The following is a 16,081-nucleotide window of genomic DNA, read 5'->3' as shown; positions in this document are numbered from 1 at the left end:
CCCGGCCGGGCGTACGAGGACCGCGGCGGCCCCGGACGGACGGCGGGTACAGAGGATCAGGAGCGCGAACGCCACCTGGCCAGCAGCTCCGCCTCCCGCTCGGGAGTGATCTCGGCGCCCGTGGCGTACCCCGCCTCGGACTCGCGGATCTCGCGCACCGAACGGGCCAGGGGACGGGGCACCAGTCCCGCCGCGTTGGCGGCGGCCGGGTCGGCGGTGTTGAGCGCGCCCCGGTGGCCGCCGCCCGACCACAGCGGCAGTGACCGGCCGTTCTCGCCCTCGGCCAGCAGGAAGTCCTCCCCGACCCAGGTCAGCGTGGTCCCGGGCGGGCCGACCTCGTCCGCGATCGCCTGGAGCATGTCGCCGAAGGTGAACGGCGGAGCCGGGCTGACCGCGTGGAAGACGCCCGTGCCGTCCAGCGGGTCCGTCACGGCGGTCTGGCCCTTCTCCCCGGCGGTGGTCCGGGCGGCGGCGGCCCGCTCGGTCATCGAGATGATCCAGGTGGCCATGTCGCGCCCGTCGATCACCTGGATCGGGTCGGAGGGGTGGCCCGGGGCCAGGACCTCGCCGCCGCGGGCGATCCGGTTCACCCAGTAGGTGAACCGGCCGGTGTGGTCGTGGGGGCCGATGACGTACGTCGGGCGGACGATCAGCGTGCCCGGGCCGAACAGCTCGATCGCGGCCCGCTCGCACAGCACCTTCAGCGGGCCGTACGACGCGGGGGTCACCTCCTCGGAGGTCAGGCCGGCGGTCTCGGCCAGCGGCGCGTCCTCGGCGTAGCCGCCGGGCGCCTTGGGCACGGCGTAGACCGCGCAGGTCGAGATGAAGACGTACTGGCCGGTGGTCAGCACCGACGCGAGGGACTCGACCTGCGACGGCGCGTAGGCGGTGACGTCGATCGTGGCGTCCCACCCGCGGCCCCGCAGGAGCGACAGGTCACCGTCGCGGTCGGCGACGAGGTGCTCGGCCTCGGGGAACAGGTCCGCGCCGGTCCTGCCGCGGTGCAGAAGGGAGACCTCGTGCCCGGCCGCGATCGCGGCCTCGGTGATGTGCCGGCCGACGAACCGGGTGCCGCCGATGATCAGAATGCGCATGTCCCCCATCTTTTCCTATAGGGAAAACCTTTCGCATAACGAGCGGAGAGCCGGGTAATCATCGGTATGGCCTGCCGCTCCCACCCGATGCCGCTGAAAAGGATCACTTGTTCGTCCGTGCCGAAGGGGCCGCAGGTGGCGAAGGGGGACGAGCCGGGAGCGGTCCATTCCGATGACACTCCGCAGTCCATCCCTTCGACCTCATACGGGATAGCGGGTACGTTGGAGATGCCCATCGTCAACCTCAGGGTGGTCATCATGCCGATCCGGCCGGGCGCGAGACCGCGTGGACAACCCCCGCCCAGCAGTGGTGATCTTCCGCACGACGCGGGCGAGCAGCTCCTCCACGGGCTGCGGATCAGCGTGCTCGCCGCGCCGGTCCGCCTGAAGGTGAGCGGTGAGATCGACCGGACGACCAGGGCGCCCTGGGCGCAGGCCTTGGACGGCCTGACCCTCGGCGGCGACGACATGCACCTCGACCTCTCCGAGCTGACGTTCATCGACGTCAGGGGGGTCTGGCTGCTGACGGAGGCCGCGCGCAACCTTCCCTCGGGGAAGAAGGTGTACCTGCACCACTCCCCTTACTGCCTGCGATCCGTACTCACCCTGATCGGATCGGATCCCTCTCCCATCCAAGTGGAGATCTCATGACCACCACCACCGCGACGACCGAGGCGGACCCTTTCGTCCATCCGGCGTTGTTCTATCGGGGGAGCAGGCAATACCTCCAGGGGACGACGCCGTTCGTGCTCGGCGGCCTGGACGCGGGCGAGCCGGTCGCGGTGGCCGTGCCGGAGCGGAACCTCCGGCTGATCCGTGACGAGCTGGGCGAGCTGGCCTCCCAGGTGCGTCTCATCGACATGAGCGAGGCCGGCCGCAACCCCGGGCGCATCATCCCCGCCGTCCTGACCGCCTTCGTCGACCTTCACCCCGGCCGCCGCGTGCGCATCATCGGCGAGCCGATCTGGCCCGAGCGGTCCGCCACGGAGTACCCCGCGTGCGTCCAGCACGAAGCGCTGATCAACCTCGCCTTCGCGGGCCGCGGCGTGACCATCCTGTGCCCGTACGACCTCGACGGGCTCGACCCCGAGGTCGTCCGTGACGCCAGGATGACCCACCCCACCATCATGGACGCCTCCGGGCTGCACATCAGCGAGGAGTACGCGCCCGAGCACGCCGTCCAGGAGTACAACCGGCCGCTGCCCGCCCCCGGTAACGCCGTCGAGCTCGCCTTCGGTGAGACCGACCTGTTCAAGGTGCGGGCCTTCGCCGTCGAGCACGCCTCACGCATGGGGCTCTCCGGCGAGCGCCTCCAGGACCTCAGGCTGATCGCCAGCGAACTCGCCTCCAACAGCCTCGACCACGGCGGCGGATCGGGAACGCTGCGCCTCTGGTTCGAGGACGGCCGGGCGGTCATCGAGATCAGCGACGCCGGTCACATCGTCGACCTCCTCGCTGGTCGCAGACCCGCCGCCGCCAGACAGCAGGGCTCCCGCGGCCTGCTCATGACCAACCTGCTCAGCGACCTCGTTCGCATCCACACCGGCGGGGACGGCACCACCGTCCGCGCGTACTTCACCGTCTGACATCCCTGTGCGGGCCTCGTGGCCGGCCGGATCGCTCCGGGCCGACGCCTGGCCGCGTGGAAGGACGCCATCCTGAAATCCGTCAACGAACGTCGCCTGCTGCTCCCCGGCGGGCCGGACGTCATCGAAACGGCCCCCGAGGCCGAGCGGGCCGCCGCGGCCGGACCGGCTCCCAAGGTCGAGCGGGCCGCCGCGGCCGAGCCGGCTCCCAGGGCCGAGCGGGCCGCCGCGGCGGGACCGGTCCCCGATGCCGGAGAGGCCGCCGCCGAGCCGTCCGGGAGCCGGGAGGGCGCGGCCCGGCGGGCGGAGGAGAACTGGCTCACCGCCAGCCTCCACGAGCTCATCATGCCCGCCTCCGACGAGCCCCGGGTCCTGCCCGGGATGCGGGTGGCCGCCCGCTACCAGCCCGCCGTCGCCGAGGCGTACCTGGGCGGCGACTGGTACCAGGCGATCCCCCTGGACGACGGCGAGGTGCTGCTCGCGGTGGGAGACGTGGCCGGCCACGGACTGCCCGCCGCCTCGGCCATGGCGAAGCTGCGCCACGCGATCACCGGCCTGGCCTTCGCCGGCCACGACCCGGCGGAGATCCTCGGCGTGCTGAACCGCATGCTGTGCAGGCTGCGCCCCGACGTGCTCGCGACCGCGCTCGTGGCCCGCTACCGCCCGGCCGACCGGACCCTGCGCTGGACCCACGCCGGCCACCCCCCGATGCTCCTCGCCCGGAGCAACCGGGTGGAGCGCCTGCTGCACCCGGGCGTCCTGCTGGGCGTCTCGGAGGACGCCACCTACACCTGCGGCTCCGTACGGCTGCACCCCGACGACCTGCTGGTGATGTTCACCGACGGGCTCATCGAGAAGCGCGGCGGCGACCTTTACGAGGGCCTGGACATGCTGAGCCGCGCGGTGGCCGGGGCGATCGGCCCGGCTCCCGTGGCCTCGTCCCCGCTTCCGCCGGCGCTCCCGTCCGCGGTCGCCGCACTCCTCCCGCCCGTGGTCCCGGCCCTCGGCGTGGCACCGACCGCGCCGCCGTTCACGCCACCGGTTCCCCGCGACCGGCTCACGGCCGTCATGGACGCCATGGCGCCCAGCAACGAGGCCGACGACACGTGCGTCCTGATCGCCCAGGTGACAAGCGCCCCGGCGTAGCCCCGGTACGGCCGCCTGACCCCGCACGCCATCGCGCGAACGGGGTCACGCGCCCAGGATCGTGACGGGCGCATGCCCGAGGAGTACGGCGGGCGTCGCGTCAACGGAGGCTCGCGAACCACCGTCCCGCCTCCTTCCACGCCTCCACGCGGGTGAAGCCGATACGCCCGGCCAGGGAGCCCAGGTCGGACACGGAAACGGTGGCCCACGTGAACCACGCGCCGGTGAGCCCGCGACCGCGCAGCCGTACCCGCTCGACCCGGCCCGCCGTACCGGGCGGCCGCACCTCGGCGATCACCTCGCCGCCCGGCCGGACCAGCTCGCGGACCCTGCGGAGCAGGGCGTCCGGGTCGCCGCCGATGCCGATGTTGCCGTCGGCCAGCAACGCGGTCGCCCAGCGGCCCGCCCCGGGCAGCGGCTCGAAGACGTTCCGGCAGATCGCCCGGCCGCCCGCGCGCCGGGTGAGGTGGACGGCGTAGGGGGTGACATCGACTCCCAGGGCCGCGACCCCGCGCCGGGCGAGCGCGACGGTGAGCCGCCCAGGCCCGGAACCGACGTCCAGGGTCGGGCCGTGACACCGGGACAGCATCGCCTCGTCGCCGTCGACGGGGGCGAGCCAGCGGGTGGCGTCGAGCGGTGCGGTACGGCCGTCGGCGTACTCCACCTCCACCTCGGCTCCGGCCAGCGACCGCTCGTAGAGCCGCCCGATCACCGCGGCGCTCCGGCCGCCCGCCCGCCGGACGGCCCGGCCACCACGCGATTCTCGTGCGGGGGGCGGGAGGTGGGGCGGGGGCCATGCGGGGGGCGGGCGGTGGGGCGGGGCCCGTGTGCGTGGTGGGTGGCAGTGCGGGGCCCGCGCGGATGGCGGGTGGCGAGGCGGGTTCCGTGCGGGTGACGGGTCATCGGGCCGCTCCCACGCGGATGCCGGCCAGGGTGGCGGCGAAGCGGGACGACGGGGTCTCCGCCGCCACGGCCGCCGCGTCCTCCGCGGTGTCCACGTCCCGCAACACCGGCAGCAGGCCCACCGAAAGCCCCGCCGCCCGCAGCCGCCGCAACTGCTCGGAGCCGGTGGTGGGCAGGGACATCGGGATGCCGAGCAGCAGCGCGGGATCGGGCCGGCGCAGGCCGAGCAGCCAGAACCCGCCGTCGGCCGCCGGACCGAACACCGCGTCGCGGACGGTCAGCGCGTCCATCGCGGACACCAGAAGCGGTGAGGTGACCTGCGGGGTGTCCATGCCGATGAGGACGACGGGCTCCGGGTGGGCACGGTGGGCGTCGCCGAAGGCGGCCGCCAGCCGCTCGTCCAGTCCGTCGCCCCGCTGTGGCAGCACGGTGAAGCCCGGCGGCAGCCACGGCCCGGTACGTCCCCGCAGCGCGAGCACCCGGCGGCGCACCCGGGCGCGGGCCACCGCGTCCAGGGTGTCCGCGAGCGCGGCGGAGGCCAGGGCGGCGGCCTCCACCGGGGTGAACGGCGGGGTGAGCCTGGTCTTCACCCGGCCGGGCACCGGTTCCTTGGCGATGACGACGATCTGTCCCTCGCCCCCGCCGGGGGCCGGGTCATCCGGCACGCCGTTCCGCTCAGGGGTCATGCCCTGACGTACGCCGCGCTGTTCGGGGTTCACGCCCCCTCGCTCGTCGTGCTGTTCGGGGTTCACGCCCCGTCGCTCGTCGTGTTGTTCGGGGTTCACGCCTCGCCGTACGTCGTTCCGCTCGGGGGTCACGTCCCACCCCCCGGCCCGCTCGCCACCTTTCGTGCGGTCTCCTCCCGGGCCGGGGACGTGCCCTCCTCCGGGGTCGGGGAGGCGACCTTCTCCCGGCTCGGGAACATGCCCCTCTTCGGGGCCGGGGGCGTACCCTTCCCCCGTACCAGGGACAGAGCCCGCACCGATCCGCCGTTGCGGGCGTCGTCCGTATCGCCGCGCAGGACCTTCCGCATGTCGGCGACCGCGCGTGCCGTACCGCGCACCGTGCCGGTCACCTTGGACCGTCCGGCGCGGGGAAGGTAGTCCACCCCCGTCTCGGCGATTCGCCAGCCCCGGTCCGCCGCCCGCAGGACCATCTCCAGCGGGTAGCCGAACCGGCGGTCGGTCAGCCCGAGGCCCAGCAGGTCGGCGCGCCGGCAGGCACGCATCGGCCCGATGTCGCGCAGCCGGGCGCCGGTACGGCGGGCCAGCCGCCACCCCAGGAAGGCGTTGCCCAGCCGCGCGTGCGGCGGCCATGCGGACCCCGGACCCGGAACCCGCCTGCCGAGCACCAGGTCGGCCTCGCCCGAGACGACCGGCCCGGCCACCCTCGGCAGCTGGCGGGGGTCCAGCGAGGCGTCGGCGTCCATGAAGCACACCACCTTGGCCGTGGCGGCCAGCAGCCCGGCGTGACACGCCGCTCCGAAACCGCGCCGGGGCTCCTCGACCACGAGCGCGCCCAGCTCGGCGGCGATCCGCGCGGACCCGTCGGTGGAACCGTTGTCCACCACGATCGGGCGGTAGCCGTGCGGCATGCGCTCCAGCACCCAGGGCAGGGCCGCCGCCTCGTTCAGGCAGGGGAGCACCACATCGATCTTCATGTCTGCGACGTTAGGTCCGCCGGAGGCCGCCAACTCTTACGGTGTGATGACGCGTCCCGGGCGGGGGACCGGGCCGCGCCTACGCTGAAAAAGTGATCATCGACTTTCCGTGGCGGCCCGGTGGCCCACGCGCCGGACACCACCCGGCCCGCCCGGGAAGCGGTTCGGGAGGCGGGCCGGGAACCGGCCTCGAAGGTCGTCCGGATCAGGGTTCTTCCGTCGGGGCGGGCGCGGGTCCGGGGTTCCGTCGGGATCAGGGTTCTTCCGCCGGGGCGGGCGCCGGTCCGGGGTTCCGCCCGGACGACGGTCCAGCGGGCGAACCGGGTGCCGGCTCCGCCGGGAAGGCCCTCGCCGGCTGGGCGGCTCTCATCGTCGCGGCGTTCGCGGTGGGGGCCGTGCTGCACGGCGCGGGCGTGCTGCGCATCGACCATCTGCCGCCGCTGCACGGGCACCTCCGCGTGCCGTCGGCCGCGCTGCTGCCGCCGCTGGCCTTCGCCGCCCTCGCGGTCGCCGCGCTCCCGGCCCTGGTCACACGGCTGCGCTTCGGCGCGGCCCTCCTCGTCTCGTACGGTGCGGCCCTCGCCTGGGCGGTGCTACTGGCCTCCTCCGGGGAGGGACTCGCCTGGCCGTTCACCCACCGGCAGGAGTATCTCGCCGTGCTGCCCGCCGTGGGCGGCGACCCGCTCGGCTGGCTGGCGTCCTTCACCGAGCGGCTGCCCGCCTACCCCACTCACGTGCGGGGGCATCCACCGCTGCCCGTGCTGGTGCTGTGGGTGCTGGCCCGGGTGGGGCTGCCAGGACCGCTCCCGGCCGCGCTGCTGGCCGTCGCGACCGGCTGCTCGGCGACTGTGGCCGTCGCGCTGACCGTCCGGCGGGTCGCGGGGGAGGAAGCGGCCCGCCGCGCCCTGCCGTACCTCGCGCTGACCCCGGCCGCCGTCTGGATCGCCACGACCATGGACGCCTTCTTCGCCGGGGTGGGCGCCTGGGGCGTCGCCCTGCTGGTGCGCGGCGGGACCGGGGGAGGGCTGCCGGGAGTGCTGTACGGCGCGGCGGCGGGTGTGCTGCTCGGGGCTCTGCCGTACCTCAGCTACGGGCTCGTGCCGTACCTGCTGGTTCCGGTGGTCGCCGCCGTCGCGGTACGGGTCACCCGCGCGGCCGTGGTCGGCTGCCTGGTGGGCGCGGCGGCGGTGACGGCGGCCTTCGCCGCCGGAGGCTTCCGGTGGCCCGCCGGTGTGGCGGCCACCCACGTGGAGTGGGCCGCCGATCCCGGGGCCGCCCGGCCCTACCTGTACTTCCTCGTCGCGAACCTCGCGGTGCTCGCCCTGCTGACCGGCCCGGCGACCGCGGCGGGGCTGGCCGTCCTGACGGATCGGGCGGCTGCGGTCCCGGCCGTTCCGGTGGGTCGGACCGTTGCGCGTCGGGTCATCGCGGTGGGTCGGACCATTGCGGGCCGGGTCGTTCCGGTGGGTCGGACCGTTGCGGGCCCGGTCATCCCGGTGGGTCGGGTTCCGAACCGCCTCGGAGCCGCCGCCGGCCCGGTGCGGTGGCCACGCGGCGGGGTCGGCGCGCTGGTCGCGGCGGCGGCCGTGGCCGTGCTCGCCCTCGACGTCAGCGGGGTGACCAGGGGAGAGGTCGAGCGCATCTGGGTGCCCTACGCGGTCTGGATCTCCCTGGCCGCCACCGCCGTCCCCGGACGCCGGTGGCTCGCCGCCCAGGCCGCCATCGGGCTACTGCTGCAGGGGCTCGTCCTGTCACCGTGGTGAGCGCGGCGAGGCCGGGGCGCCCAGCGGGGCGGTGCGGAACTCCCGCATGCCGTCCGCGAAGCGGATCCCGGCGCGGAAGCCCAGCTCCGCCTCGGCCCGCCGCGGGCTGGCGACGATGTGCCGCACGTCGCCCAGGCGGTACTCACCGGTGACCACGGGTGCCGGTCCGTCCCCTTCCCCGGCGAGGGCGAGGGCCATCTCACCCACCGTGCGCGGCTCCCCGCTGGCGATGTTGTAGGCGGCCGGCGTGCCCGGGACACCCCCGCCGAGCGCCGCGAGGTTGGCCCGCGCCACGTCCCGCACGTGGACGAAGTCCCGGCGCTGGCCGCCGTCCTCGAACACGCGTGGGGCCCGGCCCGCCTCCAGCGCCGACCGGAAGATCGCCGCGACCCCGGAGTAGGGGGTGTCCCGCGGCATCCCGGGCCCGTAGACGTTGTGGTAGCGCAGCGCGACGGCGGTGCCGCCCGTCTCGCGGGCCCAGTTCGCGGCCAGATGCTCCTGGGCGAGCTTGGTGGTGGCGTAGGCGTTGCGCGGGTCCGCCGGGGCATCCTCCCCGATGTCGGCCGGGTCCAGCGGCAGGTCGCAGTGCGGGCAACGAGGCTCGAACCGTCCGCGGGCGAGGTCCTCCTCCCGCCGGGGACCGGGCCGTACCCGGCCGTGCGACGCGCAGTCATAGGCGCCCTCGCCGTACACCACCATCGACGAGGCGAGCACCAGCCGCCGCACATCGCGCCGCGCCATGGCGGCCAGCAGTACGGCGGTGCCGAACGCGTTGACCGAGGTGTAGTCGGGGAGGTCGGACACGTCCACGCCGAGGCCCACCTTCGCCGCCTGGTGCACCACGGCGTCGATCCCGTCCAGCGCCTTTTCGACCGCCCCGGCGTCCCTGACGTCGCGCCCGCCGTCCCGCAGGTCGAAGCACCGGACCTCGTGCCCGGCCGCCCGCAGCGTCTCGACGACGTGGCTTCCGATGAACCCGGCGGAGCCGGTGACCAGTGTTCTCATGCGGGGACGGTAATCGCGCCCCGGCAGGCTGGAGGAGGGGCTCGGCGATGACGTTCGCACCTCGTAAGGAAACGAGCCGATCGCCGCACACGGGCCGATCGCCGCACACGGGCCGGTCGCGCGGCCCGGAGGTCACCGGGAACGGTCGCGGTCGCTGATCCACGCGTCGGTCCGCCGGTCCGTGCCCGGCTCGGCGGCCGGTAACGGCGTCGCCCTGGTCTCGGTCGCGGTGAACCCGCCCACCGTGTACCGCTCGTGCAGCAGGAAGCCGAGGACGCTCGCGACCGCCTGGACGCTGTCGCGGGCCGAGGTGCGGCCGGTCAGCAGGTAGACCAGCGGCGTGGACGGCTGGTCGATGGAGAACCGGCGACCGTGGTGGTGGACGTCCTGCAGGGTCCTGATGGGCAGGGGCTGCTCGGTGGTGAACCAGGCGGTGACCTCCCACCCCGGCGGCCCGGCGCCGGGGGCGGCCGACTCCGCGTAGCAGGCCGCGCAGCCCTGGCGCGCGTCCTGCCCGTGAGGGCATGCCCAGGAGGCGAAGTCATGCGGCATGCTGCGTTCGGTCATGTTCCGACCGTACCCGTCCGCGCGCTCCGCGACCGGCACCCCACGGCGGCCACGGCGTGATCCCCGCACGTTCGGAGACGACAGGGAAGCCTGGGGCCGGTGACCATGAAGGTGCTCCCGATACCCGGTGCCGGGACGCGCCCTGCCACGCCGGTCCGATCCTCGCCCCCGGCCGCCGCCGGGGCGCGGCGGAAGGGGGCCCGAGGTCTCTCGAAGAGGCGTGCCGAGGCGCCGACCGGCGCAGACGCGGTATCCGTCCCCCGCGAGGATCGAGGATCCGACATGACGTTCACCGGCTCCGCCGAAGGCCGCCACCGGGCCACGGACCCGGCTTCCGCCCCCGGCCCCGTTTCCCCCGCACCGCGCCGCCGAGGGCGCCTGGTCCTTCTCAGCGTGCTGGCCGGCGCGGCGCTCGCCTCCCTGTGGTCCTACCACTTCGTGGACAGCGTGATCGGCGACAACGTCGCCAACACGCTGCTCGGCCACGACGCCAAGGGCACCGCGATCACCGGTGCCGTGGCCGGGGCGGTGTTCGCGTTCGTGTCCGGGCTGGCCGGCACGTTCACCGCCTGCAACGTGGCCGCGTTCGGCGCGGTCGTCCCGCTCGTCCGGCATGGCGACTCCTGGCGCGTCAGGCTCCGGGAGACGCTGCGCCCGCTCGGCCGGCTCGCCATCGGCATGGTCGCGGTCAGCGGCGTGTACGGCGCGGTCGGCGCGCTCCTCGGTGACCGGCTGCCGCAGCTCTCGACCGCGACCGTGGGCGACGGGATGCCGGTGCGGCTGCTCCAGGCGTCGGTGGTGTTCGGGATCATCGGGCTGGCGTTCATCTGGCTCGGCCTGGCCGCGCTGCGCCTCGTGCCCGACCCGCTGGCGCGGCTGGAGCGCCGCTTCCCGAACGTCCGTCTCGTCGTCCTGGGCGCGTTCGTCGGCGGCTTCCTCATCGGCCGGCCGTTCCCGCTCTTCCACAAACTGTTCACCTACGCCGCCGAGACCCACAACCCCATGTACGGCGCGGCCGTGTTCATCCTGCAGTCGGTGGGCAACATCGCGGTGATGGCGGTGCTGTTCGCCGCGCTCATGCTCGCGGCCCGGGGCCGGTTCGCGCGGTGGCTGGCGGCGAAGCCGGCCCGCCTGGTGACCGTGACCGCGGTCGCCTTCCTCGTCGCGGGCTCGTTCACGCTGTTGTACTGGGACCTGCGGCTGCCGTCGATGTTCGGCTACGGCTGGTACCCGGTCGTCCCCTGGTAGCCGAGCCGGTCCGCCCGGGCGCGTCGAACACCGCCCGACAGGAAAGAACGACGTGCCGTGAATTACCGGTGTGCCGAAAATGGCGGTTGTTTTCACAGAAACCCGTGAATTTCGCGACGCGATCGTGATCAAGGTCCGGCAGGCTCTCCATTTCCGTCACCGGACCGAAGGAATCCATATGAAACGAGTCGTCACGGGCGTCCTCGTGACCGCGGTGGCCGCGCTCGGAACCGCGGCCCCCGCTCGGGCCGCGGTCCCCGTCCAGGCCGCGGCCCACGCCGGGTGACGTGAGCGGCTGGTTCAGCCAGCTCGTGAACGTCGCCGAACCCCAGACCCTCACCACCCTGCTCAAGGGGGCCAAGAAGTCGGGTCGCGGTTACTCCGGCACCACTACCTTCGGCCGACTCGCCAAGGTCTCGCCCTGGTTCCGCGCCACCCTGCCGCTCCGGTCGAGCGACAAGACCGTGGTGACGTTCAAGCTCACCCTGGACCGCCACGACCTGCCGCAGCGGCTGACCACGTCCTTCTCGGCCGGCGGCATCTTCGACACCCCCTACTGGGAGAGCAGGACGATCAGCGTCGAGACCCGTTACACCGGCTGGGGGAGCCGGGTCTCCATCAAGGCCCCGCCGGCGAGCAAGGTGACGACCAAGCTGGAGGACCGCGACGGGATCTGAGCGCGGCCCCGGCCCTCCGTCATCCGATGGGAAGCAAGAAATGATCTTTGGGTAAGTCGCGCGAGCCGGGAGACCACGGTTCGCGGCGGGGTTCCATGATGTCCGGGAGGCGCGCCCGTCGTGCCTCAGGGACGTCATCACGTGGTTCGCGCCGTTGGACAGTACGGAGGCCGGAGTGATCCGAGTAGCCGGAAGGCACGCTGTTTCCCTCGCCTGCGCCGTGCTCGCCGGCGGAGGGCCGGTCGCCGGTGCGGTGCCGATCACCGGTACGGGGCCGGCCCTCGGGCCGGTGGTCACCAGGCCGGTGGTCGCCGGGCCGGTGGTCGCGGCGGGCCACCCGATGGCGGCGGCGGAGGACCGCCCGGTGGTGACGATGCCGGGACACCCGGTGGTGACGGCGCCGGGACGCCAGCCCTACCCGCCCAGCCCGGCGCCCGTCGAGCGCGTTTTCGGCGACATCGTCCAGGTCGGCAGGGACACGATCAAACTTCTCGACGACACGGGCAAGCTGGTACGGGACGCCCGCGACCTGCTGAGGCTCATCTTCGGCAGGGGCGCCCGGTCCAGCCCCGCCGCAGACCGGATCTCCTCGGACGCCGAGAGGCTGGAATCCCAGGCCACCGAGCTCAGCCGCATGCCGCTGCAGAACGGCCGGGACGCCGAAAGGGTCGCCGCCGAGGCCAGGCGGATCGCCGTACGGGCGGACCGGGCCGCCTCCTTCGCGGAGCGGTTCGGCCCCGTGGCCGACGCCGTGGTCACCGACGCGAGGAACGTCGCCGCCCTGGCCAGGCGGGTCATCGCCGGCGCGGACCGGATCGCCGCGGCGCGGCCCGGCCCCGGCGCCACCCGGGGGTAGGGCCGACACGGCTCCGCCCGGGGACAGGACGGGCCTGGCGTCATCCGAGGCGGGCCGGGCGCGGCTCCGCCCCGGTGCCGCCCGCCGCGTCCACCCGCGCCAGGCGGCCGGACATGGTGCCCGTCACGCGTCCGGGGACGGGGGCGGGGCGACCGAGGACCGGGTGATGAGGCGTGAGCGGAGGGTGTGCATCTCGCGGCGGGGCTCGGCCCCTTCGACGATGTCGAGCAGCACCTCGGCGGCCTTCGCGCCGAGCTGGTGAACCGGCTGCTCGATCATCGTCAGGGGCGGTTCCATGACCGCCGCCCAGGCGCTGTCGTCGAAGCCGATCAGCGAGATGTCGCGCGGGCAGGACAGCCCCGAGGTCCGCAGGGCGCGCAGCGCCCCCGTCACCGCCTCGGTCTCGGTACAGAACAGCGCGGTGACGCGGTCGGGGAGGGCGAGCATGCGGGAGACCTCCTGGGTCGCCCGCTCCTCGATCTTGCGTCCCATCATCACCAGGTCGGGGTCGAAGGGGATGCGCGCGTCGTCGAGCGCGTCGAGGTAGCCGCGCAGCCGTTCCCCGTCGGTCCACAGGTTGCGGGACGCCGCCGCCAGCAGCGCCCGCCGGGTCGCGGGCGGCTCCGCCATCGGCGGGCCCCACACGAACCCGATGCGGCGGTGCCCGGAGGCGATGAGCGTCTCGACCGCCCGGCGCGCCGCGTCGCGGTTGTCGATGACGACCGCGTCGAGGTCGACCGACGCGACCGCCCGGTCGACGAGCACGACGGGGATGCCCCGGTCCAGCGCGGCCCTGATGTGCGCGACGTCGCCGCGGCCGACCGCGGCCGAGGCGAGGATGACGCCGTCGACGCGCTTGTCGATGAGCACGTTCGCCGCCGCGACCTCATCATCCAGGTTCTCGTACGTGCTCAGCACGAGAGTGTCGAAGCCGCGGGCGCGGGAGGCGTCGGAGATGCCGCGCATCACCCCCGCGAAGAAGGGGTTGCCGATGTCGGCGACGATCACGCCCAGCGTGTGGCTCACGCCCGTCGACATGCTGCGCGCCAGCGCGTTCGCGCGGTAGCCGAGCTTCTCGGCCGCCGCGAGCACCCGCTCGCGCAGTTCGGGGCTGACGTATCCGTACCCGCCGAGTGTGCGGGCCGCGGTCGCCCTGCCGACACCGGCCTCGGCGGCCACCTCGGAGATCGTCGGCCGTCCCGCCTGGCTCCGCTCACCTGGCATGGATCGCGTCCCTCGTTTCTCGCGTTCGGAGGCTCGCCACATGCTAGATCCTTCTCATGGGCCGGGCGCGTTTCCCCCGGTCACCCGTCCGGCCCCGCGCTACGGCGAGGACCGCCGAGAGGACCCGGGGCATGCCTCGCCGCTCCCGGCTAACCCTGCGGTACGGCGGGACGGCCGTGGCCGAACGCGCCCTCGACGAGGCACTGCTCGTGGGCCGCCTCCGCGCCGTCGCGCAGCGCCCGCTCGATCATGTCACGCCGTGGCCGGGCCCCGGCCGACCAGCCGCCGCGCAGCAACGATACGGCGAACCCGGCGAGGAAGGCGTCACCGCAGCCCATCGTGTCGACGATCTCCCGGGGGTCCGCCACCGGAAGAGCCGGAGCGGCGACGGCGACGTCGCCGTCGTGCGCGATCGCGCCGTCCACGCCGCGGGTGCCGAGCGCCAGCCGCGCGCCCCGCCGTACGGCGTCGGCGAGGAGGTCGCGCGTGGCGGCCTCGTCGAGGTGGGAGCACGACAGCAGGACGAGGTCGGCGTGCGGGCAGACGCGGTCGAGGTAGGCGGGGGAGCGGAACTCCTCCTCGCTGGACAGGTCGAAGCTCACCAGCGGGCCGAGCCCGGCGAGCTTCGGCAGTTCGCTCTCGCTGCCGGAGTAGACGCTGGAGTGCACCAGGTGGAAACCCGACACGTAGCCGAGCAGCTCGTCGTCGAGCACGAGCGGCTCCCGCACCGTCACCCCGCCGCCGTTCCAGCCGAGGAAGACGCGGTCGCCGTCGTCGACGCGCAGGGTGGAGACGCCGCTCTCGCCGGCCCGCACCACGCACCGGTCGACGGCCACCCCCTGGGCGGCGATCGCCTCCCGCAGGAACCGGCCGAGGTCGTCGTCGCCGAAGACCCCGAGGTAGGCGGCGTCGAGGCCGAGTCGGCGGGCGTAGACGGCGACGTTCACGCTGTTGCCGCCCGGATAGTCGACGCCGCGGTCGACGAACCGGTCGACGATGTTGTCGCCGAAACCGAGGACTCTCATGGGTTCTCCTGTGCGCGGGTTCCGCGCACCGCGGCGCGGGACAGGGGGAGGGCACGCGTACGGGCCGGCACGACGCCGGCCCGCGCGTACGGCCGGGGCGGGTATCCGGGGGAGCGGGTACCCGGGGACGAGGAGGAGGGCTCAGTAGTCCATGACGCGGTAGTAGCGGCGCAGGTCGAGCGAGTGGTCGCGGACCCGCTCCAGGTGCTTGCTGACCCGGCTCAGCACGGTGTCGAGCACGAGCGGTGAGAGCAGGCCGCGGAACTCCGGGCTGATCCCGTCGAGCGGGTAGTCACGCGTGTCGAAGACGGTGACGTCCTTGGAGACGCGCTTGGCGAACGCCTCGGCCCGGTCGGTGAGGGCGCGGGTCTCGTCCTCGCCCTGGAAGATGACGACGCTGGTGTCCTCCTCCAGCAGTTCGAGCGAGCCGTGGAAGAACTCGGCGCTGTGCACCCGGGTGGTGCGCAGCCACTGCATCTCCTCCAGGATGCACATGGAGTACAGGTAGGTGAAGCCCCACAGGTTCCCGCCGCCGATGAGGAAGTGGTAGTCGTTGTCCCGGTGGGCCTCGGCGAAGGCGGCGGCCACCGGCTCGGCCTGCTTGGCGACGTCCACGAGGATCCGCGGGATGTCCGCCAGCTCGTCGGCGAGCTTGTCGTAGCCGTCGAACTCGCCGCGGCGCGAGAGCAGCCGGCCCATGAAGAACAGCATCTGGAGGTCGAAGGGCCAGGTCTCCGGCTCCGTGACGAGGGCGGCGTCCACCAGCTTCGCGATGGGCGAGTCGGGGTAGCCGGTGAAGCCGATCGTGTAGGCGCCCCGGGCCTTGCAGTACTCGATGGCACGGATGCTGTCCTCGGTGGTGCCCGAGACCGAGGTGAAGACCACGACGGAGCGCTCGCCGAGCCGCGCGTCGCCGGAGACGACCAGCTCGGCCGCGATCGCGGCGCGCACGTCGAAGGTGGAGGAGCGCCGGGCCAGGTGCTCGTACGGCCACATCTGGGCGTACGTGCCGCCGGCGCCGACGAGGAGGAGGTTGTCGAACCCCTCGTCCACCAGACGGTCGACGAGCTCCTCGATCTGCGGGCGCAGCGCCGCCGCGCTCGCCGTCCGGGAGAGGAACTCGGGCTCGTTGAAGCGGAGCATCTACGCGTCCTTTCGGGAATGCCACGACCGGTGTCGCCTTGCGACCTGATACCGGTATCACGCAGGGGTCACGCTGGCACAGCGAGCGGCGGGCCGTCAATACCGAGCCCTTGATCCGTTGATTTACCTGGTCAAATCGCTCTCAGGTCACGATGGGGTCTCGGCTGGCACTCTCGAAAAATAA

Annotated in this window: 16 protein-coding genes; 7 read left to right on the top strand and 9 right to left on the bottom strand. The window is 73.8% G+C overall.

What is annotated here, in order from left to right; all coding sequences use genetic code 11:
* Window positions 1-56: 56 nt before the first annotated feature.
* Complete coding sequence (locus ACQP10_RS34440; RefSeq protein WP_433540418.1) at window positions 57-1,094, bottom strand: NAD-dependent epimerase/dehydratase family protein; 1,038 nt, start codon at window positions 1,092-1,094, stop codon at window positions 57-59.
* A 228-nt stretch (window positions 1,095-1,322) separates the two neighbouring features.
* Between ACQP10_RS34440 and ACQP10_RS34435 the strand changes: the two genes are divergently transcribed.
* The 3 genes from ACQP10_RS34435 to ACQP10_RS34425 are packed head-to-tail and all read left to right on the top strand — an operon-like array spanning window position 1,323 to window position 3,826.
* Window positions 1,323-1,745, top strand: coding sequence for an STAS domain-containing protein (locus ACQP10_RS34435; protein WP_346019708.1), 423 nt, complete (start codon window positions 1,323-1,325; stop codon window positions 1,743-1,745).
* Window positions 1,742-2,680, top strand: a complete 939-nt coding sequence (locus tag ACQP10_RS34430; RefSeq protein WP_346018791.1) for a sensor histidine kinase — start codon at window positions 1,742-1,744, stop codon at window positions 2,678-2,680. Before ACQP10_RS34435 ends, ACQP10_RS34430 begins: the two co-directional genes overlap by 4 nt.
* Window positions 2,681-2,698: 18 nt before the next feature.
* The gene (locus ACQP10_RS34425) at window positions 2,699-3,826 is read left to right on the top strand and encodes a PP2C family protein-serine/threonine phosphatase (RefSeq protein ID WP_433540417.1); all 1,128 of its coding nucleotides are present in this window, start codon (window positions 2,699-2,701) and stop codon (window positions 3,824-3,826) included.
* A 100-nt stretch (window positions 3,827-3,926) separates the two neighbouring features.
* Here the strand turns inward: ACQP10_RS34425 and ACQP10_RS34420 are convergent, their stop codons facing one another.
* The 3 genes from ACQP10_RS34420 to ACQP10_RS34410 all read right to left on the bottom strand — a co-directional run bounded on the left by ACQP10_RS34420 (window position 3,927) and on the right by ACQP10_RS34410 (window position 6,389).
* Complete coding sequence (locus ACQP10_RS34420; RefSeq protein WP_346018793.1) at window positions 3,927-4,538, bottom strand: class I SAM-dependent methyltransferase; 612 nt, start codon at window positions 4,536-4,538, stop codon at window positions 3,927-3,929.
* Window positions 4,539-4,725: 187 nt separating this feature from the next.
* Complete coding sequence (locus ACQP10_RS34415; RefSeq protein WP_433540416.1) at window positions 4,726-5,547, bottom strand: TIGR04282 family arsenosugar biosynthesis glycosyltransferase; 822 nt, start codon at window positions 5,545-5,547, stop codon at window positions 4,726-4,728.
* Window positions 5,544-6,389 carry a glycosyltransferase family 2 protein gene (locus tag ACQP10_RS34410; RefSeq protein WP_433540415.1) on the bottom strand — a complete coding sequence of 282 codons (846 nt, stop codon included), beginning with the start codon at window positions 6,387-6,389 and terminating at the stop codon, window positions 5,544-5,546. The genes ACQP10_RS34415 and ACQP10_RS34410 overlap by 4 nt, the downstream gene beginning before the upstream one ends.
* A gap of 395 nt (window positions 6,390-6,784) precedes the next feature.
* On the opposite strand from ACQP10_RS34410, the gene ACQP10_RS34405 reads away from it, so the two are divergent.
* Window positions 6,785-8,152 (top strand): hypothetical protein, encoded by a 1,368-nt coding sequence (locus tag ACQP10_RS34405; RefSeq protein WP_433540414.1) that lies wholly within the window; start codon window positions 6,785-6,787, stop codon window positions 8,150-8,152.
* Here ACQP10_RS34405 and ACQP10_RS34400 read toward each other — a convergent pair.
* Together ACQP10_RS34400 and ACQP10_RS34395 are read right to left on the bottom strand one after the other, a co-directional pair.
* Entirely contained in the window at window positions 8,141-9,157 is a 1,017-nt protein-coding gene (locus tag ACQP10_RS34400; RefSeq protein ID WP_433540413.1) for an NAD-dependent epimerase/dehydratase family protein, read from the bottom strand. The two genes, ACQP10_RS34405 and ACQP10_RS34400, sit on opposite strands and share 12 nt — an antisense overlap.
* Before the next feature lie 132 nt (window positions 9,158-9,289).
* A complete protein-coding gene (locus tag ACQP10_RS34395) occupies window positions 9,290-9,724 on the bottom strand; it encodes a hypothetical protein (protein WP_346018798.1) in 435 nt (144 codons plus the stop codon).
* A gap of 282 nt (window positions 9,725-10,006) precedes the next feature.
* On the opposite strand from ACQP10_RS34395, the gene ACQP10_RS34390 reads away from it, so the two are divergent.
* From ACQP10_RS34390 to ACQP10_RS34380, 3 genes are all read left to right on the top strand, one after another.
* A complete protein-coding gene (locus tag ACQP10_RS34390; protein WP_433540412.1) occupies window positions 10,007-10,972 on the top strand; it encodes a hypothetical protein in 966 nt (321 codons plus the stop codon).
* A gap of 287 nt (window positions 10,973-11,259) precedes the next feature.
* Window positions 11,260-11,649: a hypothetical protein gene (locus tag ACQP10_RS34385; protein WP_390000838.1), complete on the top strand. Its 390-nt coding sequence runs from the start codon at window positions 11,260-11,262 to the stop codon at window positions 11,647-11,649.
* Window positions 11,650-11,824: 175 nt separating this feature from the next.
* A complete protein-coding gene (locus ACQP10_RS34380; RefSeq protein WP_346018800.1) occupies window positions 11,825-12,505 on the top strand; it encodes a hypothetical protein in 681 nt (226 codons plus the stop codon).
* 123 nt (window positions 12,506-12,628) lie between these two features.
* Here the strand turns inward: ACQP10_RS34380 and ACQP10_RS34375 are convergent, their stop codons facing one another.
* The 3 genes from ACQP10_RS34375 to ACQP10_RS34365 form a co-directional block, all read right to left on the bottom strand.
* Complete coding sequence (locus ACQP10_RS34375; RefSeq protein WP_346018801.1) at window positions 12,629-13,729, bottom strand: LacI family DNA-binding transcriptional regulator; 1,101 nt, start codon at window positions 13,727-13,729, stop codon at window positions 12,629-12,631.
* 149 nt (window positions 13,730-13,878) lie between these two features.
* On the bottom strand, window positions 13,879-14,754 hold the full coding sequence (locus tag ACQP10_RS34370; RefSeq protein ID WP_346018802.1) for a PfkB family carbohydrate kinase: 876 nt from the start codon (window positions 14,752-14,754) through the stop codon (window positions 13,879-13,881).
* 141 nt (window positions 14,755-14,895) lie between these two features.
* On the bottom strand, window positions 14,896-15,897 hold the full coding sequence (locus ACQP10_RS34365) for an SIS domain-containing protein (RefSeq protein WP_433540411.1): 1,002 nt from the start codon (window positions 15,895-15,897) through the stop codon (window positions 14,896-14,898).
* Window positions 15,898-16,081 lie beyond the last annotated feature (184 nt).

Origin of the sequence: Streptosporangium sandarakinum (assembly GCF_050942225.1) — a bacterium.
Taxonomy (GTDB): domain Bacteria; phylum Actinomycetota; class Actinomycetes; order Streptosporangiales; family Streptosporangiaceae; genus Streptosporangium; species Streptosporangium nondiastaticum.
This window is presented reverse-complemented; position numbering and strand designations above follow the sequence as displayed.